Source organism: Microcystis sp. 49638_E5 (assembly GCF_021300285.1).
In the GTDB taxonomy this organism is placed as follows: Bacteria; Cyanobacteriota; Cyanobacteriia; order Cyanobacteriales; family Microcystaceae; genus Microcystis; species Microcystis aeruginosa_C.
Map to the genome: position 1 here is coordinate 152257 of NZ_JAJTDH010000010.1, position 22296 is coordinate 174552.

General features: G+C 40.8%; 21 protein-coding genes. 11 read left to right on the plus strand and 10 right to left on the minus strand.

Going from position 1 to position 22296, the window contains the following annotated elements; translation table 11 throughout:
* Window positions 1-44: 44 nt before the first annotated feature.
* From LW728_RS04430 to LW728_RS04445, 4 genes are all read left to right on the plus strand, one after another.
* Window positions 45-1070, plus strand: a complete 1026-nt coding sequence (locus LW728_RS04430; protein ID WP_002802558.1) for an aldo/keto reductase — start codon at window positions 45-47, stop codon at window positions 1068-1070.
* Window positions 1067-1474 (plus strand): gamma-glutamylcyclotransferase family protein, encoded by a 408-nt coding sequence (locus tag LW728_RS04435; RefSeq protein ID WP_287765385.1) that lies wholly within the window; start codon window positions 1067-1069, stop codon window positions 1472-1474. Before LW728_RS04430 ends, LW728_RS04435 begins: the two co-directional genes overlap by 4 nt.
* Before the next feature lie 59 nt (window positions 1475-1533).
* On the plus strand, window positions 1534-1734 hold the full coding sequence (psb35, locus tag LW728_RS04440) for a photosystem II assembly protein Psb35 (RefSeq protein WP_002802560.1): 201 nt from the start codon (window positions 1534-1536) through the stop codon (window positions 1732-1734).
* 238 nt (window positions 1735-1972) lie between these two features.
* Window positions 1973-2755 carry an endonuclease/exonuclease/phosphatase family protein gene (locus LW728_RS04445; RefSeq protein ID WP_002802561.1) on the plus strand — a complete coding sequence of 261 codons (783 nt, stop codon included), beginning with the start codon at window positions 1973-1975 and terminating at the stop codon, window positions 2753-2755.
* Window positions 2756-3078: 323 nt separating this feature from the next.
* Here the strand turns inward: LW728_RS04445 and pyrR are convergent, their stop codons facing one another.
* Window positions 3079-3612 (minus strand): bifunctional pyr operon transcriptional regulator/uracil phosphoribosyltransferase PyrR, encoded by a 534-nt coding sequence (pyrR, locus tag LW728_RS04450; RefSeq protein ID WP_002736112.1) that lies wholly within the window; start codon window positions 3610-3612, stop codon window positions 3079-3081.
* Between the two features lie 144 nt (window positions 3613-3756).
* Here pyrR and LW728_RS04455 point away from each other — a divergent pair, with 144 nt between their 5' ends.
* Window positions 3757-5154 carry an amidase gene (locus LW728_RS04455; protein ID WP_287765472.1) on the plus strand — a complete coding sequence of 466 codons (1398 nt, stop codon included), beginning with the start codon at window positions 3757-3759 and terminating at the stop codon, window positions 5152-5154.
* 334 nt (window positions 5155-5488) lie between these two features.
* Here the strand turns inward: LW728_RS04455 and LW728_RS04460 are convergent, their stop codons facing one another.
* The 3 genes from LW728_RS04460 to LW728_RS04470 form a co-directional block, all read right to left on the minus strand.
* Window positions 5489-7363: an ABC transporter ATP-binding protein gene (locus LW728_RS04460; RefSeq protein WP_287765389.1), complete on the minus strand. Its 1875-nt coding sequence runs from the start codon at window positions 7361-7363 to the stop codon at window positions 5489-5491.
* A gap of 184 nt (window positions 7364-7547) precedes the next feature.
* On the minus strand, window positions 7548-9077 hold the full coding sequence (locus LW728_RS04465) for an ApeA N-terminal domain 1-containing protein (protein ID WP_287765390.1): 1530 nt from the start codon (window positions 9075-9077) through the stop codon (window positions 7548-7550).
* Window positions 9078-9132: 55 nt separating this feature from the next.
* A complete protein-coding gene (locus LW728_RS04470; RefSeq protein WP_287765392.1) occupies window positions 9133-9285 on the minus strand; it encodes a hypothetical protein in 153 nt (50 codons plus the stop codon).
* A 167-nt stretch (window positions 9286-9452) separates the two neighbouring features.
* On the opposite strand from LW728_RS04470, the gene LW728_RS04475 reads away from it, so the two are divergent.
* The 4 genes from LW728_RS04475 (at window position 9453) to LW728_RS04490 (ending at window position 14105) form a co-directional block, all read left to right on the plus strand.
* Complete coding sequence (locus LW728_RS04475) at window positions 9453-10088, plus strand: FeoA family protein (protein ID WP_287667713.1); 636 nt, start codon at window positions 9453-9455, stop codon at window positions 10086-10088.
* 41 nt (window positions 10089-10129) lie between these two features.
* Window positions 10130-12454 carry a Fe(2+) transporter permease subunit FeoB gene (gene feoB, locus LW728_RS04480; protein WP_287765395.1) on the plus strand — a complete coding sequence of 775 codons (2325 nt, stop codon included), beginning with the start codon at window positions 10130-10132 and terminating at the stop codon, window positions 12452-12454.
* A 109-nt stretch (window positions 12455-12563) separates the two neighbouring features.
* On the plus strand, window positions 12564-12803 hold the full coding sequence (locus tag LW728_RS04485) for a FeoC-like transcriptional regulator (RefSeq protein WP_002792905.1): 240 nt from the start codon (window positions 12564-12566) through the stop codon (window positions 12801-12803).
* Window positions 12804-13121: 318 nt separating this feature from the next.
* Complete coding sequence (locus LW728_RS04490) at window positions 13122-14105, plus strand: methyltransferase domain-containing protein (RefSeq protein ID WP_287765396.1); 984 nt, start codon at window positions 13122-13124, stop codon at window positions 14103-14105.
* A 122-nt stretch (window positions 14106-14227) separates the two neighbouring features.
* On the opposite strand, the gene LW728_RS04495 is transcribed toward LW728_RS04490, so the two are convergent.
* The 5 genes from LW728_RS04495 to thrS form a co-directional block, all read right to left on the minus strand.
* Complete coding sequence (locus tag LW728_RS04495; RefSeq protein ID WP_002802574.1) at window positions 14228-14926, minus strand: metallophosphoesterase family protein; 699 nt, start codon at window positions 14924-14926, stop codon at window positions 14228-14230.
* 21 nt (window positions 14927-14947) lie between these two features.
* Entirely contained in the window at window positions 14948-15757 is an 810-nt protein-coding gene (locus tag LW728_RS04500) for a metallophosphoesterase family protein (RefSeq protein WP_185237955.1), read from the minus strand.
* Entirely contained in the window at window positions 15757-16536 is a 780-nt protein-coding gene (locus LW728_RS04505) for a hypothetical protein (RefSeq protein WP_287667726.1), read from the minus strand. The genes LW728_RS04500 and LW728_RS04505 overlap by 1 nt, the downstream gene beginning before the upstream one ends.
* Before the next feature lie 502 nt (window positions 16537-17038).
* Window positions 17039-18064 (minus strand): CobW family GTP-binding protein, encoded by a 1026-nt coding sequence (locus LW728_RS04510; RefSeq protein WP_287765398.1) that lies wholly within the window; start codon window positions 18062-18064, stop codon window positions 17039-17041.
* 114 nt (window positions 18065-18178) lie between these two features.
* Window positions 18179-20035 carry a threonine--tRNA ligase gene (thrS, locus tag LW728_RS04515; protein WP_287765401.1) on the minus strand — a complete coding sequence of 619 codons (1857 nt, stop codon included), beginning with the start codon at window positions 20033-20035 and terminating at the stop codon, window positions 18179-18181.
* 155 nt (window positions 20036-20190) lie between these two features.
* Here thrS and LW728_RS04520 point away from each other — a divergent pair, with 155 nt between their 5' ends.
* Complete coding sequence (locus LW728_RS04520) at window positions 20191-20358, plus strand: hypothetical protein (protein ID WP_002742240.1); 168 nt, start codon at window positions 20191-20193, stop codon at window positions 20356-20358.
* Window positions 20359-20387: 29 nt separating this feature from the next.
* Here the strand turns inward: LW728_RS04520 and LW728_RS04525 are convergent, their stop codons facing one another.
* Window positions 20388-21629, minus strand: a complete 1242-nt coding sequence (locus tag LW728_RS04525) for a helix-turn-helix domain-containing protein (RefSeq protein ID WP_287765404.1) — start codon at window positions 21627-21629, stop codon at window positions 20388-20390.
* A gap of 63 nt (window positions 21630-21692) precedes the next feature.
* On the opposite strand from LW728_RS04525, the gene LW728_RS04530 reads away from it, so the two are divergent.
* Complete coding sequence (locus LW728_RS04530) at window positions 21693-22286, plus strand: hypothetical protein (protein ID WP_287765407.1); 594 nt, start codon at window positions 21693-21695, stop codon at window positions 22284-22286.
* Window positions 22287-22296 lie beyond the last annotated feature (10 nt).

A 22296-nucleotide genomic window follows, 5' to 3' on the forward strand; every position in this document is an offset into this window, starting at 1 on the left:
AAATTCAATTATAATTAACTTCTTATTCAAAATTTTAGTTAATTATGCGTTACAAACTTTTAGGTAATAGTGGTCTGCGAGTTTCGGAACTATGTCTAGGAACGATGACATTCGGGGAAGATTGGGGTTGGGGGTCGGATAAAGAGGAAAGTCGGGCGGTTTTTCAGGCTTTTGCGGAAGCGGGCGGCAATTTTCTCGATACGGCCAATATCTACACAAACGGAACCAGTGAAACATTAGTGGGGGAATTTGTCAAGGGCGATCGAGAAAAATGGGTAATCGCCACGAAATATTCTCTCAACACCCGCCCCGGCGATGTCAATGCTTGCGGAAATCATCGAAAAAACCTCTTTCAAGCGGTAGAAGCTAGTTTAAAGCGTTTAGGTACTGATTACATCGATTTACTCTGGCTTCATATTTGGGACTCTCTCACTCCTATCGAGGAAGTGATGCGTGCTTTCGATGATTTGGTCAGGATGGGAAAAGTGCTTTATATCGGCATTTCTGACAGTCCTGCTTGGATTGTCTCCCAAGCAAACACCCTGGCCACCCTACGGGGATGGACACCCTTTATCGGACTACAAATAGAATATTCTCTCAAGGAACGCACCCCCGAACGGGAATTATTGCCTATGGCCAAAGCATTAAACATCGGGGTGACAGCTTGGAGTCCCCTGGGAGGAGGAGTTTTAACGGGAAAATATAATCAACCCCACCCCGTCGATGGTCGTTTAAGCATGACCGACCAACCTTTTCAAATTTTTGATCGCGATCTGAAAATTGCCGAGACTGTCCTGGAGATTGCCAGAGAAATCGGGAAATCACCGGCACAAGTGGCGTTAAATTGGCTCAGAAATCGCCCTAACCCCATAATTCCTATCATTGGCGCTCGAAAATTGTCCCAATTGCAGGATAATCTCGCCTGTGTGGACTTTAACCTGACTGGGGAACAGCTGCAACGACTCGATAATATCAGTGCCATTTCCCTCGGTTTTCCCCACGAACTTTTAGCCAGTCAATTTGTTCGCGATATCCTATTAGGAGGAGTAGCTGCACAATTGGATCGATGATGGAAGTTTTTGTTTATGGAACCCTGAAACCCAGGGAGAGTAACTATGCTGCCTACTGTGCAGGAAAAGTGATCAACTCTAGAACCGTCTACACAAGGGGGCATTTATACCATCTTACCGCCCTCGGTTATCCCGGACTGACCGAGGGGGAGGGCTGGGTGAAGGGAATTTTATTGACTTTTAACGCAGGTTATGATATTGGGCTTTTGGATGGTTTGGAAGATTATCAACCCGGCAGAGCTGCAGAAGAAAACGAGTATCAGCGTCGCAGAATCCCTATTTATAATCTAGAGCGAGAATTGATCGGCGAAGCCTGGGGATATGTGATGACACCAGCAAAAATAGCTTTTCATGGCGGTGTTTGGCTGCCTTCCGGTTGGTGGACCAGTAGCGATCGAGAATAGGGATGAGGGGGCCGATTCTGTTAAGATATACAAATTAAAAGCTTAATCGTGAAAAAATTATGTATCTACTCCTAGAAGTGGCCAGTGGCAAATTCCCCGTTTATTTCGTGGCAGTTTATGTGGTCGGTTTTCTGGCTGCTGTCACCATCGGTTCGATCGCTTGGTATAATTCTAAACGTCCGGTTGGTTGGGAAGATGCCCAAAGACCGGATATTATCCCCGAAGTGAAGACAGATGTAGATTCTGATTCTCGATCCTAGAAAAAGGCAGTTATCAGTTATCAGCTTCTGAAGGCAAGAGGCAAAAGACAGAATCTGGCAATTCTCCTACCTAAAAAGAAGGTTAGAAACTAAGCACATCAAAGCTTTTAGCTTAACGAATTAGGTTTTAGATTCGGACTTTGTTATCAGATGTGGGTTTTCAGTTCACTGATTACTGATTACTATTTACTGACAGAAATCCCCATTCCCTTCCATCTTCCCTATTCTCGATTTTGCTATGAAACTAACAGCGATGTCCTTTAATATTCGCTACGATAAACCCGATCCCGATGAGCGTAATTGGCGAGTAAGAAGGGAAGCAGTCGCGGCCTTAATTGCTCACTATTCTCCCGATATAATTGGTACTCAGGAAGCTCGCGCTAATCAACTATTGGATCTACACCGTTTATTGCCAAAATACCAAAGTTTAGGCAGCGATCGCAGGGGAACAGGATTAGATGAACATTGTGCGATTTTGTATCAACCAAGTCGGTTAAAATGTTTGGAAATTTACGAATTTTGGTTATCAGAAACTCCCGATGTTATTGGCAGTATTACCGAAGCTTGGGGTAATCCTTATCCCCGCATGGTAACGGGGGCTAAATTTGGCACTCTTGAGGGGCAAACTTTGCAGTTTTATAACACCCATCTCGATTACTATAGCGACAAAGCTAAGGACTTAGGTGCGAAGTGCATACAGGAGCGTTTTTGTCAACTAGATTTAACAAAAGATTACCTGTTTTTAACGGGGGATTTTAATGTTAATTCTCAGCAATTACCCCGTCAGATTTTAACTCAACCTCTCCAGTCAGAAATTAAATTAAAGGACGCTTTAGCCGATTTAGAATTAGCGGAACAAATGAGCTTTAATAATTACACCGATACCCCTTATTTAGCCATCGATACCATTTATTATGATAACCGTTTGCAGTTAGATTGGGCAAAAGTCGATCCTTCCCGTTGGTTGAATCTTATTCCTTCCGATCATTATCCTGTAATTGCTGCTTTTACCTTGCCCTAAAAATAGATTATTTTTGTATTTAGCAAATATATAGAGGGTAAAAGCTTCAGCAGACTTTGGTGATTCGATGGTTAAATTTGTTCGGTGTTTTCAACAGGAAAAAACTTAACAAGTGCTATTTTTGTGGCTATTAAGTAGCTGGTTATAATTAAATTAAAAATGGATTTTAGGTTCGATCCCCCCTGCCCCCCCTGATAAGGTAGGGTTGATTCATGAATCAACCCTACCCTTGATAAGGGGGGTGTCTGATAATTTTTAACGCCTACCTACTTATCGGAGCAATTCTGTTTATTTTCCTCTGGGGATAGTTACCAATCCTCTGTTTATTTGATTAATTCCACCCCATCTTTGCCGTCAATCTCCTGTAGATAAACTCTTACCTGTTCCTCGGCTGCGGTGGGGAGTTTTTTGCCGGTAAAATCTGGGTGAATTGGTAATTCCCGATGACCACGATCAACGAGGACTAATAAGCGGATTTTTTGCGGTCTGCCATACTCAATAATAGCATTAAAAGCGGAGCGGATTGTGCGACCTTTGTAGATAACATCATCGACTAAAATCACGGTTTTTCCCGTGACATCTAGGGGCATTTTGGTTTTAGCAGGAGTGCGGGTTTTAATGCGATCAAGATCGTCGCGATAGAAGGTAATATCGATCGCTCCCACGGGAACTTTTACCCCTTCTAAGCTCTCAATTTGACTAGCAATTAAATTAGCTAAAGGCACTCCTCGCGTGTAGATACCGATCAAAATCAAGTTATTTAAATCGCCACTTTTTTCGATAACTTCGGAAGCTAAACGGGTAATGGTGCGACGAATTTCGTCAGCCGAGAGAATTTCAATTAACTGTGGGGTCATAATTTTCTAAGAAAAGAGGGGATAGGGGATAGGGAAATTTTTACAGCAATGGTCTTTTTTTACTTTTTCCTTTTTTCTTTTAAAACCATCTCTATCATTAAAGAATATAATTATTTTCACTTACCTATTTTAACTCGATCGCTCATGAGTGATGAATTATTGCAAAAATCTGCCCTAGAATTAGCCCAACTGATTCGCACTAAACAAATCTCCCCCCTAGAATTAACCCATTTATACCTCGACAGAATCGAGAAATTTGACTGTCAAATCGGTAGTTTTGTCCATGTCGCTGGGGAAAGCGCCCTAGCAACCGCCAGCATCCAAACGGAACAATTAAGTCAAATCGCCGCTACTGCCGAATTACCGCCTTTTTTTGGAGTTCCCACCGCCATTAAAGACTTAAATGCCGTCGCTGGAATGCCCGTTAGTTACGGAGTCGCCGCTTTACAGGGAAATATCGCCCAATACGACGAAGGAATCGTCACCAGAATGAAAATGGCGGGTTTTATCCTTCTGGGCAAAACTGCCACTTCCCAGTTAGGTTCCTTTCCCTACACCGAAAATCCGGGTTTTTTGCCGACTCGTAACCCCTTCAACCGCGATTATACCGCAGGAGGTTCCAGTGGCGGTGCGGCGGCGGCGGTAGCGGCGGGTTTCTGCCCGATTGCCCAGGGTTCCGACGGTGGCGGTTCCATTCGTACTCCGGCGGGTTGTTGCGGTTTGGTGGGGATAAAACCCAGTCGCGGGCGCGTTTCCTATGCCCCGGTGGGGGAATTTCAAAGCGGTATCGCCACTAACGGCACTCTTTCTAAGACGGTGGCAGATGGGGCGGCGCTGCTTACCGTGATTTCGGGCTATACGACGGGCGATCCCTACTGGCTACCCGATCCGCCCTTTTCTTTCCTAGAAGCCACTCAGAGAGGCGTAAAACCCCTAAGAATCGCTTTTTCTACTTCCATATCCCCCTTCGGCGAAGCGGCTGCCGTCTATAAAAATGCTGTGATCGAGACGGCTAAAATTTTAGAGGGTATGGGGCATCATTTAACGGAGTATTCTCCCGATTTACAGGCTTTAATCGCTCCTTTTCGGCGTATTTGGCAAGCGGGGACGGCGGCGACGGGAATTCCCAAGGAGTTATTAAGTCCCCTTAACCAATGGTTATTAGACAATTCTGGCAGCGCGGGGGAATACCTGCAAGCGGTGCAGCAGATGCACGTTATTTCGCGGCAAATTGTGGCGATGTTTGATAATTTTGATGTCTTACTTTTGCCCATTTTCCTACATCAACCCCCCGGAATTGGTGAGTGGGAAAATTTACCACCGGAAGCAGCGGTTGATAAGATGATTGCTTGGATTGCCCCTTCCCCGATTGCTAATGCGAGTGGTTTGCCCGCAATTGCTTTACCAACGGGAGTTGATAGTCAGGGTTTACCTGTGGGAATCCAGTTAGTGGGTAAACCTGCTGATGAAATCACTTTGTTAGGTTTATCGGCACAATTAGAGGCAGCTAATCCTTTCGATTTGATGGCTAATTTTAAGTAGGTAGGTGTTAAAAGTTGTCAGACACCCCCCTTATCAAGGGGGATCCCCCCGCCTATCGGCACCCCCCTTATCAAGGGGGATCCCCCCGCCTATCGGCACCCCCCTTATCAAGGGGGGCAGGGGGGATCGAAGCTAAAATCTATTTTTAATTCAATTATAACCAGCTACTTAACTAGCAAGACTTTCGGTAAATTGGGGAGTAGGTAGGTGTTAAAAGTTGTCAGGCACCCCCCTTATCAAGGGGGATCCCCCCGCCTATCGGCACCCCCCTTATCAAGGGGGGCAGGGGGGATCGAAGCTAAAATCCATTTTTAATTCAATTATAACCAGCTACTTAACTAGCAAGACTTTCGGTAAATTGGGGAATAGAAGCGATAAGTTTACGCGTGTAATCACTTTGGGGAGAGTTAATAATTTGGTTAGCTGTACCCATTTCCTCAATTTTACCTTTATTCATCACCATAATCCGATCGCTCATAAATCTGACGACACTTAAATCGTGGGAAATAAAGATATAAGTGAGATTAAATTCCTGCTGTAATTCTTTGAGTAAATTTAAGACTCCCGCTTGTACGGAAACATCTAAAGCAGAGACAGATTCATCACAGATAATAAACTGAGGATTTAAGGCTAAAGCGCGAGCAATACACACCCTTTGTCGTTGTCCTCCCGATAATTGATGGGGATAGCGATCGAACCAAGTAGGATCGAGTTTAACTCGTTCTAATAAATATTCTACTCGTTGCCGTCGCTTTTGGGAATTGCCGCCGGTATGATGAATAACCATCGGTTCTAAAATTGCTTTACCGATGGATAAACGGGGATTCAGGGAGTTGTAGGGATTCTGAAAAACTATCTGTAATTCCCGTCTCAGTAGTCTTAATTTTGGATCGCTGGGGTTTAACTTAGCGAGATTTTCTCCTCGGAAATAGATATTTCCAGAAGTGGCAGGAATTAAGCGCAGAATTGTCCTTGCTAAGGTAGATTTTCCGCAGCCAGACTCACCGACTAAACCGAGGGTTTCCCCCTGTTTAACGGCAAAACTGACCTGATCTACGGCATTAAAAAAGGTCTTTACTTGCCCGAAAACTCCCTTAACTGGAAATCTAACCGATAAATTTTCTACTGATAAAATATTCTCGTGATTCTGTAAACCTGCGATTCTGCTTTCTTCCTCCTGGAGAGTAATAAACTTAACTGCCGGTGGAGTAATTTCCTGTAAGTCAATAATCTTACCTTGAGAGTCTTTTTTCACTTGTAAAAAATCGCTGACAGTGGGTAATTTTTCGGGACGAGAGTTTAAGCGAGGACGACAGGCAAGTAAACCTTTTGTGTAGGGATGTTGGGGATAATTTAATACTTCTTCTTTTGTTCCCTGTTCGACAATTTCTCCTTGATACATCACGACAATTTGATCGGCAATTTCGTTAATAACTCCTAAATCGTGGGAGATAAAAACCATTGACATTTCTCGATCACTTTTACACAAATCGCGTAATAATCTTAATATTTCTGCTTGGACAGTCACATCTAAAGCGGTGGTTGGTTCGTCAGCAATTAATAGGGTAGGATTACAAGAAATCGCCATGGCAATCATTACCCTTTGTAATTGTCCCCCCGATAATTCGTGAGGATAACGCTTTAGAATTGCTTCTTTTTGTTCTTGAATATAAGTTCTAATTTTTTCTCTGACATGACCCTTATTTTCTAAGGGAAAAGTTTCTATATACTTCTCCTCTAACTGTTCATCACTGGGTAATAAGCGCACTTCTTGCAGTAGAGAGATGGCTTGATTTTTTGCCTGTTCAGTGCTGACTTTTTGATGCAGTAAAATTGCTTCGGTGAGTTGAAACTCGATGTTATAGACTGGATTAAGAGAACTCATTGGTTCTTGGAAAATCATCGCCATTTCTCCCCCGCGATAATAACGCAATTCTTCCGGGGGAATAGATAATAAATCTACTGCTTGCATTGACTGACCTTTTGCTGGACGAAAGCAAATTTCTCCCCGGGTAATTTTTCCCGGAGAGGGAACCAATCCCATAAGTGCGAGGGAGGTGACGGATTTTCCTGAACCCGACTCCCCCACACAACCGAGAACTTGACCTTTCTGCAAGCTAAAACTAATGTTATTAACGGCGACTGTTGTTCTTTTCTGATTGGAAAATTCAACGGTGAGATGGTGAACGTCGAGAATTTTGTTATCCATAGGTCTTTAACTGGTGAAACCTAGCATCATCTTAACCTAAGTTGTCAATTTTAACTATATAGCAGTTATCTTATTGGTGAGGTGGGAAGTTTTACTTACCCAATCAGGTTACATTTTCTCTTGATGAGAAAAGCTATATTCACCTTCACTCATCAACAAATAAGAGGTGAGCTATTTTCTTAGCTTAATCATACTCACCGTGCCATTGATATTGCATCTTACTTCTATTTTTAATGATAGCTTTAATGGTGTCGGTTGAAACTTCGAGTTCTATCAGTAAACAAGTTTGTAATATTAAAGTTACGGTACACAAAAGATCACAGAGTTCTTGATTTTTTATTTTGATTTCCTTGTCTGGGTGAACTATTAAGTTATTTCTAATATAAACTACTCGCTTAATAAATTTATCTTTTAAATCTTGATCTTTGGTTATCCTAGAGAATAAACTATCATCTTGTGAGTTGAAAGTATCAGCAAAGCTTTGTTTAGTGTCGTCATTGTTTTCAACGAACAAATAGGAAATCTTATCTATAATATCTCTCAGTCTATGCTTTAGATTCTTCTCAACTTTAAACAAGTATTTAACTTTCTCATCTAAAAACCTTTTGAAATCTTCTTCCATAGGATAATTTTGAATAACTTCGCGAAGTTTTTGATAAATGCCATTTTGATAACTATCTTGAGACATATATTCGATTTTATGTTTTCCTTTTTGAGTTTGTTTATGATATATCTCCAACGCTTGCACAATATTCAGAAATTTATATTCCAGATACAATTCTGGATTATAAATATTTATTAATAGTTCCTGAAAGACAATTTTAAATTTCTCTCGCTTATCTATCCAGTTTTGAAAAATTTTTTCCAAATCATCTTTAACATTATCATAAGTTAACAGCATTTTTGACCGATGATGGACATAATCGGAATTTTTTGACAGTTTTCTTTCATTCCATATAATTTCAATCGGAGTCCTTTTATCTGGGTATTGGCTATCATTTTTATCATGTCTAGCGTGAACTGAAACAATTTGATTAGAAGAATAAGTAGCAAAGCTAAGAAAATCACGAAATTGGATAACTAAGTTTTTACAATCTTCTAAACTGCTTGAGTTTTTATTGACAATCTCAAGACCAATTATATATTTAATATCAGCACTTTCAGTGGAGCTAAGATTAAAAATCGGGACAAAATAGATACTCAGTTCCAGTTCTTTGATTACTCCTAGCTTAATATTTGGCAATTGTTCGTAAGTAACCTTGACTTGCTTAACTTCTCCAGTGGATGAAATTTCACTTTTCATATCTAAAGGACTAATTTTTACCCATTCATTTAAAGAAGAAAAATCAACTCTTAATTTTTGAAATTTGTTCAAGTCTTCCTTATTTAAAAAATCATTGTTCTGAAAATATATATTATAGAAAAGCATTTCGGGATTTACTTGCAAATTCACCAGATTTTCTCCTATTTTTGTTTTCTGGATATCACAGTTAAAAAGGCCGACAACTTTTCCATCGATAAGTCCATAAATCAGGGTTGCTTGTGATTTTAATCCATAAGGAAACCAGGACAATAGCGGGGCTAAAGTGTTGAAAGTATCATCAATATTTAAAACTAAACGTTGATTAAGTTTATGGGAAAGTTTCCCAATTACTCGTTTTTCTGGGTGTTCAGGGAGCCACCAGTAACCTTCTCTTTCAAATTCGTCAATCATATTAGCTGATCATTAAGTTTGTAGTATAAATATACCTTTTCGCATTATAGCGAATTTAGTACAAGATAACTAACAAATTTTCGGCATTAAGAAGATTTTCGTCTCTGAGCGATCGCCATTTACCGCAGACTGGCGACTTTTTTAAAGAAAAAATTTTCTTTTCTGTCTCCCCTTTGGGATTACACTGGCAATTGAGAATAATTAGCATTTATTTTTTAGCGATCGCAAGTCTTAGACAGTTTCAAAACCGTTGACTGAGGCTGACAGTAGTGCAGTTCTCACCCTTTGGCTACTTCAGTAAACTCGATGAGCTATTAAGGAATTATTGTCACTCTTGAATGAAAGACCTTCATTACCTTTGGAGATAAGAAAAGCATGGACGATAAAATTAGACCGAATCAACCAGAAAAACCAGAAAAATCGCCAAATAAAGCCCAATTTTTCCGTTGGGGTGGTAAAAAGACAGAATTAGATAATGTCACTCCCACGGGTAATGACTTTGCTGCCACTTATCCTTTAGCACAAGTGGAAATGGGAAAAACCGTCTGGTTAGTGGGATTTCAGGGGACAGGAGGGATCAATCGACTCCTAGGTATGGGATTAAACCCCGGCATTCAATTACAGGTAATTAGCTCCCAACCGAGGGGATCAGTTTTAATTGGCATTCAAGACAATCGTATCGGTATCGGGGCGGAAATGGCCGAAAAAATCCTCGTTAGTGACATTCAACCGAAAAAACTGGAACCCAAAAAAGACCTAACTGAAGTAAGAACATTTCTGCGGGAGATACCCATAGGAAAAGCGGGTAAAGTCATCGGTTATGACCGAGCATTGCGCGGATACAAAGGAAAATTGTTATCAATGGGATTAACTCCGGGGACAGAGTTTACCGTTATTCGCGTCGCACCTTTGGGGGATCCCGTCGAGATTCGAGTGCGGGGATTTCATCTCAGTCTGCGTAAACAGGAGGCAGACACTTTAATCGTCGAAGAAATAGACCCAAAAAGCTAAATTTAATCATCTAAGCCTATTAATTACTCAATATCCTAATTATGGTCAAACCCATTATCGCCTTAATCGGCAATCCTAACTGTGGCAAAACTACCCTTTTTAATGCTCTCACAGGATCCAATCAACGGACCGGCAACTGGCCGGGAGTAACAGTCGATCGCAAGGAGGGAAGATTTCAAGTTAACGGGGAAGATATCACCCTTGTGGATTTACCCGGAGTCTATTCCCTCGATGTAGAAGAAGGGGAGACAGGAATGGATGAATTAGTCGCTAGGGACTATCTGCTGTCAGGAGAAGCGGATTTAGTGATTAATATCGTCGATGCTGCCAATTTAGAGCGTAATCTCTACCTGACTACCCAAATCATGGAGATGCGTTTACCGATGTTGATTGCCCTGAATATGATGGATGTGGCCAAAACTAGGGGTATTGTGGTTAATCCGCAACTCTTAAGCGTTCGCATGGATGCAATTGTCGTCCCGATTAGTGCGGTTAAAGGGGAGGGAATCGGAGAATTAAAGCAAAAAATTGGGGAATTAGTCGATGATATTAACCATACTGCTGCTTATGTGGCTTATCCTGCGGTAATTGAGGAAGCTCTTAACGAGATTATTGCCTACATTAACGACCATAGCAGTAAAAGGATCGTTGAGCCAAGATGGACCGCTTTAAATTTACTGCAATACGAGGATCGCATCGTCCCAGAATTGCGCTCCCAGGAACTATTAAGCATTATCGTCAAGCATAGACGACAAATACACCAAGTTTTAGGGGAAGACCTTGATATTTTAATTGCTGATACTCGTTATGGCTTTATTCAACAAGTTACTCAGGGAGCCACTCAACGGACTGGACAGATAAATGATACCATGTCCGATAGCCTCGATCGGATTGTTCTCGATCGCTGGTTAGGAATTCCGATATTTTTGGGCGTAATGTACCTAATGTTCTTGTTTACAATCAATGTTAGTGCTGCCTTTATCGATTTCTTCGATTTAACTGCCCAGACTATCTTTGTCGATGGTTTGTCCCAAGTTTTACAAAAAATCCATACCCCCGGTTGGCTAATTGCTCTGCTCGCTGATGGAGCGGGGGGAGGTGTGCAAACCGTCGCCACTTTTATCCCCGTAATTGGCTTTATGTTCCTCTTTTTGTCAATTTTAGAGGATTCCGGCTATATGGCCCGGGCAGCCTTCGTCATGGACCGATTGATGCGTTTGGTGGGATTGCCGGGTAAATCCTTTGTCCCCATGCTAGTGGGATTTGGTTGCAGTGTGCCGGCAATTATGGCCACCAGGACCCTAGAAAATTCCCGTGATCGTTTAATGACGATTATGATGAATCCTTTTATGTCCTGTGGGGCCAGATTACCTGTTTATGCCCTATTTGCGGCGGCTTTTTTCCCCATAGGTGGTCAAAATATCGTTTTTGGTCTTTATATCTTAGGAATTCTCGCCGCTATTTTGACGGGATTGGTGATGAAAAAAACCCTACTCAAGGGAGAAGTCAGTCACTTTATTATGGAATTGCCTCCCTATCATCTACCGCGTCTGAAAGGGGTTTTAATTCGCACTTGGGAACGTCTGCAAGCGTTTTTATGGAAAGCTGGACGAGTTATCGTTTTAATGGTGATGATTTTGGGACTACTCAACTCCCTCAGTTTTGATGGTTCTTTTGGTAATCAAGACAGCGAGCGATCGGTTTTAAGTGCTACCAGTAAAGCTGTAACTCCTATTTTCTCACCCATGGGACTAGAACCGGAAAATTGGCCGGCAACGGTGGGAATTTTTACGGGAGTTTTTGCCAAAGAAGCGATGGTAGGGACATTAAACTCGATTTACAGCCAACTAGCAGGGGAAGATAACCCGAATAAGGGGGCAGCGGCGGAAAAATTCGACTTTTGGGGGCAAATTCAGGAAGCTATTGCCACTATTCCCGCCAATTTAGCGCAATTACCCAATCAATTACTTGATCCCTTGGGTTTAAATATTGGTGATTTGCAAGATCAAAAAACGGCTGCCGAGAAGCAAGAGGTAGATTTAGGAATCTTTGGCGCAATGGTGAAAAGATTTGATGGTCAAGCGGGTGCTTTTGCCTATCTATTGTTTGTTCTGCTCTATTTTCCCTGTGTTTCGGCCACATCGGCAGTATATCGCGAAACTAATGCCGGTTGGACTGCTTTTATTGCCTTCTGGACCACAGGAATGGCCTATATTGTTGCCACTTCCTTCTATCAAATCGCCACTTTTTCTCGACATCCGGGATTTTCTCTCTTTTGGATAGTCTTGATGGGTTTAACCGTAGTCGGGGTTTTATTCACCTTAAAAAATCTCCGTCCCCGAAAAATCAATCGTCCGGCAATTTAAAAGTAGGGTGGGTTAGGCGACAAAAAGCTAGGCAACTAACAAATTATTTAGATTCGCCGTAACCCACCGCAATCAAGCAACTTTTCTCGATTTTTTTCGCTTATAAACCATGATTTTAACCGATATACAGGCTTATCTTGCCAAAAATCAGAAAGCATCTCTGTCTGACTTATCTACACACTTTCGGATGTCAGCGGATGCCTTAAGTCCCATGCTCGATCGCTTGCTGAAAAAAGGGCGAATTCGCCTGATTTCCCTAGAAAAATGCGGAGGATGCAGCCGTTGTTCTCCGGAATCTATGGCTTTTTACGAATGGATTGAGGGCAATTCCACAGGGACAAACAGATAAAAGTTTAGTACTACAGAAGTGATCTAAGTAGGTAGGCGTTAAAAGTTGTCAGATGCCCCCCTTATCAAGGGGGGATTAAAGGGGGGACTAAGGGGGGATCGGCACCCCCCTTATCAAGGGGGATCCCCCCGCCTATCGGCACCCCCCTTATCAAGGGGGGCAGGGGGGATCGAACCTAAAATCCATTTTTAATTTAATTATAACCAGCTACTTAATTAATTTCTGGCGAAGAACCAAAGTCACTCAACCGCAGAACCTCAAGGTTGTATAATCTTTAAGAGTTATTAAGCTTTGTATCAGTTTGCCCGGCATCATTTAATGAATATACTTTTGCTGACATCATCTTTAGGTTTACTCCTAGCGATCGCTATCGTCGTCTATTTTGTTTCCTCTCGCAAGTACCAATCGTCGGACTCGGTGGCCAATTCCTACGACCAATGGACCCAGGACGGGATTTTAGAATATTATTGGGGCGAACACATCCATTTAGGTCACTACGGTTCCCCACCAGAAAAAAAAGACTTTCTAGCGGCAAAAGCCGACTTTGTGGCGGAAATGGTCTCTTGGGGAGGTTTGGATAAACTACCCACCGGTGCAACTCTCCTCGATGTCGGTTGTGGTATTGGTGGCAGCAGTCGCATTCTGGCCCGCGACTACGGATTTACCGTTACCGGTGTCACCATTAGTCCCAAACAAGTGGCACGGGCCAAAGAACTAACACCCCCAGATGTAAATGCTCGCTTTTTGGTCGATGATGCCATGGCCCTTTCTTTTCCCGACGAGAGTTTTGATGTGGTCTGGTCAATTGAAGCCGGTCCCCATATGCCGGACAAAGCCGTTTTTGCTCAGGAATTACTGCGAGTTCTTAAGCCGGGGGGAGTCCTAGTGGTAGCGGACTGGAATCAGCGAGATGACCGTCAAAAACCGCTCAATTTCTGGGAAAGTCCTGTAATGCGCCAACTTTTGGATCAGTGGTCTCACCCCGCTTTTGCCAGCATCGAAGGTTTTGCCGAACAGTTAGCGGCCACGGGATTGGTAGATGGGGAAGTGGTGACTGCTGACTGGACAAAAGCCACTCTACCCTCTTGGATTGATACCATTTGGCAGGGGGTGATTCGTCCCCAAGGTTGGTGGCAATTTGGTCTAACTGGGTTGGTTAAATCCGTCCGAGAAGTGCCGACAATTCTGCTGATGCGTTTGGCCTTTGGTACGGGTTTATGTCGTTTTGGGATGTTCCGCGCTGTTCGCGCTCAATCCCATCTGCAAGCAAGTCAGCAAGAGTCTCTCACCTCAGTTATCTAGCTGGTTATAATTAAATTGAAGATAAATCCCCCCTTGATCCCCCTTGATAAGGGGGGTGTCTGATAATTTTTAACGCCTACCTACTTAAATTAATCTTGAATATTTAATTAATCTCTGAAAGATTAATAAGGTACGGTTCTAAACTCCACGCAATTATTACTAGGATTATAGAGAGTGTAAACTGCTTTATTTAATTCTTTACCAACGCTACCAACCCCAATTAAACGCTTATCTTGAATCGTCAAAGTTTGACTTGGTTGCCGTTTATCTAAAGTAGTAACAGTGCTGGTTAAATTAGCGGACTGTAAAGAATAATCAAAAACTTGTCCTGCACGACCACAAAATAGATTATTAACTCCCACCCGTTGCAGTCGATCTAAAATTTGCCATGGGGGAGTATCGGGGGTTAATTCTTCACTAACACTGACACTACTGCCATGAATTAATAAACAATCCAACTCGACAAAACCAAAATCGAGATTTCGTAACCATTGCACCGTTTCTAAAGAAACTGCATCCCAGAGTTGTTTAGTGCTATCAATTCCATGTTTATGGATTAATTCCGTCGGTTCTCCTGTGGCTCCTAAACTGTGTAAAATTAAACATTGTTCTTCCCACCATCCCCGACAAACCTGCGGATATAAGTTATTTTTAGTGGGATAACGTATTTGTTCTACTAGCATTTCACTATCGGGATTAACACCGATAAAATCTCCTAAAATATATAAATTTTCTACAGTAACTGACCGTTGCTGAATATCTTCCAAGACCGCTTGATAGGCTGGTAAATTGCCTTGAATACCGCTTAAAATTGCCCACATAATTTCTTGATTTATCACAAATTAACGTTCGCAAACATGAGTCGGATCATCGGCTTTTTCCGCATATTCTAGACCCTTAGCCAATCGCCAAGCGAAAATAGGAGGTAAACCCGATGCTAAAATAGCCTGACAGGTTTCCTGATAGTTATAGGCCACTTCTCGCAGCTGTACCGCTGCCGTTTCTCGATCGTAAATCACATAGGTGGCATTTGGACGACCGTGACGCGGTTCTCCCACCGATCCCACGTTGATGATACGTTTAACCGGTGTGGTAAATTGCCGCGACTGTTCCCCATCGGGTTGATACACTTTTATTTGCAAGCTTCCCTCGTCGAGAGTGCGAATATAGGGGATGTGGGTATGTCCACAGAATAAAACCTCTGTATCTACCGATAAAACCCGTTCTAAAGCCGTAAAAGCGTCCATTTCGGCTAAAAGGTACTCATGGTTACTTTGGGGACTACCATGGACAAAACAGAGGTGATCTAGCTTAAAAATTTCGGGCAGTTTTGACAAATAATTACGGTTTTCTGGGGTGATTATTTGATTTGTCCACTCATGAGCTAATCTACCGCGTTTTTCTGCTAAAAGCGACGGATAACTGCACTCACAGGCATTTAATCCCTCAACGATATCCTCATCCCAACACCCTTGTACCGTGGTAATCCCCAGTTGACGGATTTTTTCCACCACTTGGTTAGGATGGGGTCCATACCCAACCAAATCCCCTAAACAGTAGATTTCTTGACAACCCTGTTGGTCTAAATCTTGCAAAACAGCATTAAAAGCGGGCATATTGCCATGAATACAGGATAAAACGGCTATTTTCATCAGATTAACTCCATTTCTGGCTCTAAAGATTCTTGAAATTGTTGTTGATAATAAAAAAGTGCCTCATCGGACAGACAACAATCACTCAGGGTATCGGCAATTGTCGGTTTATCGAGATTGCGACCGACGATTTCAATCCCACTAAAGCGATTCGGTCTCCCATCGAGATTTAAGGGGAAATTTAAGCTTTGAAAGTCTTTTTCTGGCCATTCATCCATAAATTCCCCATAAATACACTGACCATCGATGATATCGAAGATACTTTTAACCCGCAGCACTTCCCCATAGGCCCCTTGGGTTAATTCTGTCCAAAAGGTGGTTAAACTGGAAAAATCGAGGATTTCTCCCGTTAAAACGGCTCTATAAATCTGTATTTCCCGTTTTTTTGACCATTGATCACCTTTTATTGTTGTTTTGACGGGACTGATGACTATTTCATCGACGGGAACCTGTCCTTCGGGGATTTCTTCGTCTGGAGACGTAATCGCTACCCGATGACAATTGAGGGGTTTTAGAAAGCTTTCGAGGGATTGCGTGTCTAAATGCCATGGTACTTCCATATAGACCCTGTTTTCCATGGATAAACTGCTCAAAAGGTCTTCTTCTTCCCTAGAAATAGAGGACAACTGGGGAAAGTCACTCTGTAAAGTGAGATGATCAATGGGAAAAGTTTCCGTCTGGGGACTAAAATATAGACTTGGCTGCTTGCTTTGGGCGATTTGTTGGCGAATCCAATGGGTTTTTCCCGCAGCTATACCCCCCGTCACCACGATAATCATTTTGCTCCTTCTTTATTGTGGTAATGATAATCATTCTAGCATAAGTGAGATTGGGGCAAGTAATCTTCCTTAACCAATCCTCTCGACTTAGCAAGGTTATTTTGGGAAAAATTGGCGGTCTCTTGGGATATTAATCATGGTTATGGCTCTTTTCTCTAGGATACCATTGGCTTTGTCCATCGGGTAAATCAACTAAGGTAATTCCCCTCGTTTTTAATTGTGATCGCCGCTTCCGTAAAGTGCAAGGGTTTGCGATAATGAACTTGGAGAACAAAGAGATGTAAAACCATGGGATCGAGGGTTCGTTAAATTTTAAAGTTTTTATCCATAAATCATTAGAGTTCTTGCATAATTAATTTTTGAGAGTTCAAAAACGGCAAAAAATGGCATAAAATGTGTAAATAGACCATTTAATTGATTATTATTCATTCTTAATTCTCCTGACTACTGGCTCCTGACTCCTAACCCTAACAACGATTTTTGATTTCTGCAAGAGGTCTATTCATAGTTTGTGCTTTTTAATTTTTTGAGAACTAGCCAAGCATTCGTTTAGTTGTGTCAAGATTTCCTCTTTATTTAAATTTCTGCCGATAAAAACTAACTGATTCTGAGGAGATGTATCCCATTCTACCGCTTGCAGATCGTAACGAGGGCCGCTCAATTGAAAAATATGTTTTAAATCGCTTTGTTGAAACCAGAGAATCCCTTTTGCTCGAAAAACATTTATCGGCATTTTTTGCGTGAGAAAAGGCTCAAATTTATCTAGATTAAATGGTTTATCGCTAACAAAGGAGACAAAATTAAAGTCTTCAGGAGATTGATTGTTACTGAAGCTTGGGCGATTTTTTTGAAAGTCTCTCAACTGGACTTTATACAATTCTTCTTTAGTTAAACCTATATCTAACAATAAACCCAAAGGAACCTGACCATAACTACTTTTTAGGAGTCTTATACCCTCTTTTTCCCGACAAATAAACTTTTCTAAATCATCTAATTTTTTGCCACTTACTCGATCTATTTTATTGAGAATTACCACGTCACCATAACGAATTTGACTAAGGGCAATATTACTATCAAAATGATCGGCAGTAAAGGTTTCAGAATCCACGAGGGTAATAATAGAATCTAAGCGAGTCAGATATTTTAATTCCGTGGCTAGGAAAGTGAGGATAATTGGCAAAGGATCGGCTAATCCTGTGGTTTCAATGATTAGATAGTCTACGGGTATTTCTTTTTCTAAGACCTGATAGACTGTCTCAATTAAACTATCATTAATCGTACAACAAATACAGCCATTACTCAATTCTACCATATCTTCATCGATGGAAACAAGCAATTGAGAATCAATATTAATATCCCCAAACTCATTGACTAATACTGCAACTTTTAACCCTTCTTTATTGTCAAGAATATGATTTAGTAAGGTGGTTTTTCCACTGCCTAAAAAACCAGTAATAATCGTCACAGGCATTCCCGATTTAGGCAAGCAAGGGAGAGAATCGGAGAGAGGAATTATCAAAGAACTCATGGCAGCTAACCCACTTGTAAGTTAATTAATTGACAGAAAATAGGCTTTTCTCAACCCTGTTAAATTCGCCCTAAAGGGATCGATCTCCACTATTTGCTGGTTTATACAAAAGTTTCAGAGATTAGTTTTAGATAGGATCGCCGTTTGCATTTTTCCTAATAAATCTACCAGCGTCATCGAACCTAAATCTCCCCCTTGTCGAGTGCGAACACTTAGAGTTTTACTGCTAACTTCTCGTTTTCCAATCACAGCTAAGACAGGGATTTTTTCTAGTTCTCCTGTACGAATTTGTTTACCTAAACGCTCACCACTTTTATCGATTTCCACTCGATAACCAGCTTGTTTTAACTGCATTGCTACCTCTAAAGCATAATGCTGCTGTTCATCACTAACGGGTAATAAACGGACTTGAATAGGTGCTAACCAGAGAGGAAAATCTCCCGCATAATTCTCGATTAAAATACCAAAAAATCTTTCCAAAGAGCCAAAAATAGCTCGATGAATCATAATCGGTCTTTCGCGACTACCATCCCTAGCTACATATTGCATATCAAAGCGTTCTGGCAAGTTAAAATCGACCTGAATCGTGGAACATTGCCACATTCTACCGATCGCATCTTGAATTTTTATATCAATTTTCGGACCATAAAAAGCCCCACCTCCCTGATCCTCAATATAATCCCACTTTTTAGCATTTAAGGCCTCAATTAAAGCTGCGGTTGCCAATTCCCAAACACTATCACTACCCACGGATTTACTGGGACGAGTCGATAAATTTATCTGATAATTAGTAAAGCCAAAATCGGAGAGAATTTTCTCGGTTAAGTTCAAAACTCCTAGAATCTCTGCGGCAATTTGTTCTGGCAAACAGAAAATATGAGCATCATCTTGGGTAAAACCTCGCACCCGCATTAATCCGTGTAAAACCCCCGAGCGCTCGTAACGATAAACTGTGCCTAATTCTGCCCATCTGAGGGGAAATTCTCGATAGGAATGCAGGTCATTTTGATAGGTTAAAACATGAAAAGGACAATTCATCGGCTTAATTTGATAGCTTTGCTGTTCTAACTCGATCGCCTCAAACATATTGTCGCGATAAAAGTCCCAATGTCCAGAAGTTTTCCACAGATCTAAATTAGCTAGATGGGGAGTATAAAGAAATTGATAACCCGCTTCTAAATGAGCTTGGCGCCAATAATCTTCGATTAAATAACGCATTGTTGCACCCCGGGGATGCCAAAAAACTAAACCGCCACCGGCATCTTCTTGGATGCTAAATAATTTTAATTGTTGTCCCAATTTGCGATGATCTCGTCGCTGCGCTTCTTCTTTTTGTTGGAGATAATTTTGTAATTCTGCGGGGGTTTGCCAAGCTGTGCCGTAAATTCGCTGTAATTGCGGCTGTTTTTCATCTCCTTGCCAATAAGCACCCGCTACACTCTCCAATGCGAAAGCATCTGGGTTAATTTCCCCCGTCGAGTTGAGATGGGGTCCCGCGCACAGATCCCACCAAAATTCTTCCGGGGGAGAAACAGCGCCATCAATTAACGAGGGTTCTCGATCGCTCCGTCCTGCGTCTGGACTACCGATAAAATAACGGGTAATGGTTTCATCTGGGGGAATTCTCTCTAAAATTAACTTTTTGTAGGGTTGATTAAGGCGCTCGATTTCTGCGGTAATTTCGCTTCTTTCCAGCACTTCTAGGATAATTGGCAGGTTTTTCTCGATAATTCGCCCCATTTCTGCCGCTATTTTCTCCAAATCTTCGGGGGTAAAGGGTGTTGGGCGATCGAAATCGTAGTAGAATCCCGTTTCTGTCCAGGGACCAATAGCGACTTTGGTTTCAGGAAAGAGAGTTTGTACAGCCATCGCTAAGATATGGGCGCAAGTATGGCGTATTTTTAAGAGTTTTTGCGAATCGTCTTCGATAACGGGGCTTTCTGTTAGAGGATGCCTAATTTGATTGACCATTGCCAGTTAAAACGATAATCATTATCATCTTAGCAGAGGAGGGCGAACTTCTGAGAGAAAAATGCGATCAAGTCCCATAGCGGTAAGCTCAATGCTGAGGTGTTTATCCCAGTCGTTCTATGGTAGAACACGATTGAAGCGCAGAACAATCTCTAGTGGAAGCTTTGCGACGACAGGCTGCCCAAGATGATTTTCTGACACGGCAATGGTATTACACTAGGCTACGGGATGCTTATCGGCAGTTACGAATTGCCTATCCTGATCAAGAGGGATATGCAAGTATTTTAACCAATTTAGACATCGGGTTAGTGCAAAGTTCTTGAGGTAAAAAATGATGATAACCACCGCTTATCTAGATACCTGTATCTTTGATATATTTTTTAAACACAGGAGATAGATTAAACAAGATTTCTGACTCTTGAATTTTAGTTAATAAATATCTTTTTTGTAAAGATTGTAATCCTTTAATAAAGTCATCCCCTGACAAATCTAAACTTGATTTTAATTCATTTCTTGAACAATCTTTTTCTAGGTTGCTTAAGGCTTGAATAATTTGTTTTTCAATCGGCGATAATCTCTTAATTATCGTAGCTAAACTTTCCTTTATTTTTGCCGTAATAGCAATATTTTCATCTTGTAAAAACTCACTGACACAACCATGATAAACATCTTTAATTAAAACAGCAATATCTTTTAAATAAGATAAGTTTCTTTCGTATAACTGAGCTAATTTTAACCAACTTTCTTCATCTTCTAAACCTAAATTATTGAGGATTGCTCGATTATTTAAACCTTGTAATTCAAGCAAATCTAATTTTTCATCTGAATAATACATCTCTGAACATCGCTCTTGACTAATTAAAATTAAACTACTTTGATGTTCGATTTCGTTAGTAATTATTGAGAAAAATTTTTGATACTCCTTATGTTTAGTTTGATATTGCCCTGCTAATTCACCCTCGCTAAATAATTCCTGTACGTTGTCAAAAATAATTAAACACTTTTTCTGTTGCAATAATTTTAAAAATAAAGTCAATTCATCGTGATTATTTAAGATAAAATCCGTATTGATTTTAGTGAAAATATCAGTAATAATTGTGTCTAAACAATTGGATATTTTTAGATTTTGCCAAATAACTACTTCAAAGTTTTCTAAGTTTAATTCCACAAAATGCCTAACTAAGGTAGTTTTCCCAATTCCACTCAATCCTAATACGGAAATTAAAGGCTTTTTTTCGATTAATATTCTCTGTGTTAAGATTTCTAATTCTGAAATGCGATCACAGAAATTAGGGTTTATCTTTGGAGCTAAACTTAAATCATGAAATAATGTTTCTGAGGGAAACTTTTCTTTATTTTCAATCGGTCTAATGGTATCAGTTTGAGTAGAATTTATACAATAATTAATATTTTTATTTAGTATTGTAAAAAGTTGGGAATTAACTGCTTTTTCGATAGTCCAACGAAAATTAGATTTATTAAGCTCTTTTTCTTCTAATCCTAATTGCTTAGATAAAACCTTAAATATTTTATTTCTACTCACATCGCCAATATGTTTCTCATCATAACCATAACTATCTGCAATTTCTAACAATACCAAAAACAACTACAAATTTAAAGTAGAAGTTTTTTGTTAGCTCAATGGGAGCCAAAAAACATGACCAGAACAACTTTATCTATGGCATCAAAACCTACTCTGACAACCAAGGTAGATAAATTGATTAACCCTAAAACCCAATTGAGAGAAGCAAAAGTTGTTCTATTAACTTTTCTGTCAAGTCTTATTCTACTTGGATGCGGGACACAAAGCTATAGCAATTATGAACCTTATGCTCCTCCCTCACCCGTAGTTACTGAACCTGAACCTTCTTATAAGACAAATCCAGTAGGAGTTAGTGAACCTGAATCTGATCACTCACAATTATCTAATGACTCGAATTATGCACAGTTCGCACTGACACCAGAAGAAATAGAAGCTCTTCAAAAGCTTTCAACACTCACGGATGAAGAAATACTCTCTATACTTCCTGAACTCACGTCAGAACAAATGCAATATATTCGCTCATTTTTACAAACACCATCTCTTCCCCCGCAGACAGCAATTATGCCGAGCAATCCCAGTGATGATTTGACACGCTCTAATCACCACTTAGTAATGGAAATGAAAAGATTAAATCATCAGATTGAATTGCAAAGATTACGAGAAAATGCTCAAACGGGTAGTCCATTTTACTATTATAACAATCCCTAATTATATTCTT

Excerpts from the sequence above, each read along its gene's own strand:
- LW728_RS04460 (WP_287765389.1), bottom strand. The coding sequence starts at position 7,363 with ATGGATAACAAAATTCTCGACGTTCACCATCTCACCGTTGAATTTTCC.
- LW728_RS04430 (WP_002802558.1), top strand. The coding sequence starts at position 45 with ATGCGTTACAAACTTTTAGGTAATAGTGGTCTGCGAGTTTCGGAACTA.
- LW728_RS04530 (WP_287765407.1), top strand. The coding sequence starts at position 21,693 with ATGACCAGAACAACTTTATCTATGGCATCAAAACCTACTCTGACAACC.
- LW728_RS04465 (WP_287765390.1), bottom strand. The coding sequence starts at position 9,077 with ATGATTGACGAATTTGAAAGAGAAGGTTACTGGTGGCTCCCTGAACAC.
- LW728_RS04470 (WP_287765392.1), bottom strand. The coding sequence starts at position 9,285 with ATGCTAATTATTCTCAATTGCCAGTGTAATCCCAAAGGGGAGACAGAA.
- LW728_RS04510 (WP_287765398.1), bottom strand. The coding sequence starts at position 18,064 with ATGAGTTCTTTGATAATTCCTCTCTCCGATTCTCTCCCTTGCTTGCCT.
- LW728_RS04500 (WP_185237955.1), bottom strand. The coding sequence starts at position 15,757 with ATGAAAATAGCCGTTTTATCCTGTATTCATGGCAATATGCCCGCTTTT.
- feoB (WP_287765395.1), top strand. The coding sequence starts at position 10,130 with ATGGTCAAACCCATTATCGCCTTAATCGGCAATCCTAACTGTGGCAAA.
- LW728_RS04435 (WP_287765385.1), top strand. The coding sequence starts at position 1,067 with ATGATGGAAGTTTTTGTTTATGGAACCCTGAAACCCAGGGAGAGTAAC.
- psb35 (WP_002802560.1), top strand. The coding sequence starts at position 1,534 with ATGTATCTACTCCTAGAAGTGGCCAGTGGCAAATTCCCCGTTTATTTC.
- LW728_RS04505 (WP_287667726.1), bottom strand. The coding sequence starts at position 16,536 with ATGATTATCGTGGTGACGGGGGGTATAGCTGCGGGAAAAACCCATTGG.
- LW728_RS04490 (WP_287765396.1), top strand. The coding sequence starts at position 13,122 with ATGAATATACTTTTGCTGACATCATCTTTAGGTTTACTCCTAGCGATC.
- thrS (WP_287765401.1), bottom strand. The coding sequence starts at position 20,035 with ATGGTCAATCAAATTAGGCATCCTCTAACAGAAAGCCCCGTTATCGAA.
- LW728_RS04485 (WP_002792905.1), top strand. The coding sequence starts at position 12,564 with ATGATTTTAACCGATATACAGGCTTATCTTGCCAAAAATCAGAAAGCA.
- LW728_RS04475 (WP_287667713.1), top strand. The coding sequence starts at position 9,453 with ATGGACGATAAAATTAGACCGAATCAACCAGAAAAACCAGAAAAATCG.
- LW728_RS04455 (WP_287765472.1), top strand. The coding sequence starts at position 3,757 with ATGAGTGATGAATTATTGCAAAAATCTGCCCTAGAATTAGCCCAACTG.
- LW728_RS04495 (WP_002802574.1), bottom strand. The coding sequence starts at position 14,926 with ATGTGGGCAATTTTAAGCGGTATTCAAGGCAATTTACCAGCCTATCAA.
- LW728_RS04445 (WP_002802561.1), top strand. The coding sequence starts at position 1,973 with ATGAAACTAACAGCGATGTCCTTTAATATTCGCTACGATAAACCCGAT.
- pyrR (WP_002736112.1), bottom strand. The coding sequence starts at position 3,612 with ATGACCCCACAGTTAATTGAAATTCTCTCGGCTGACGAAATTCGTCGC.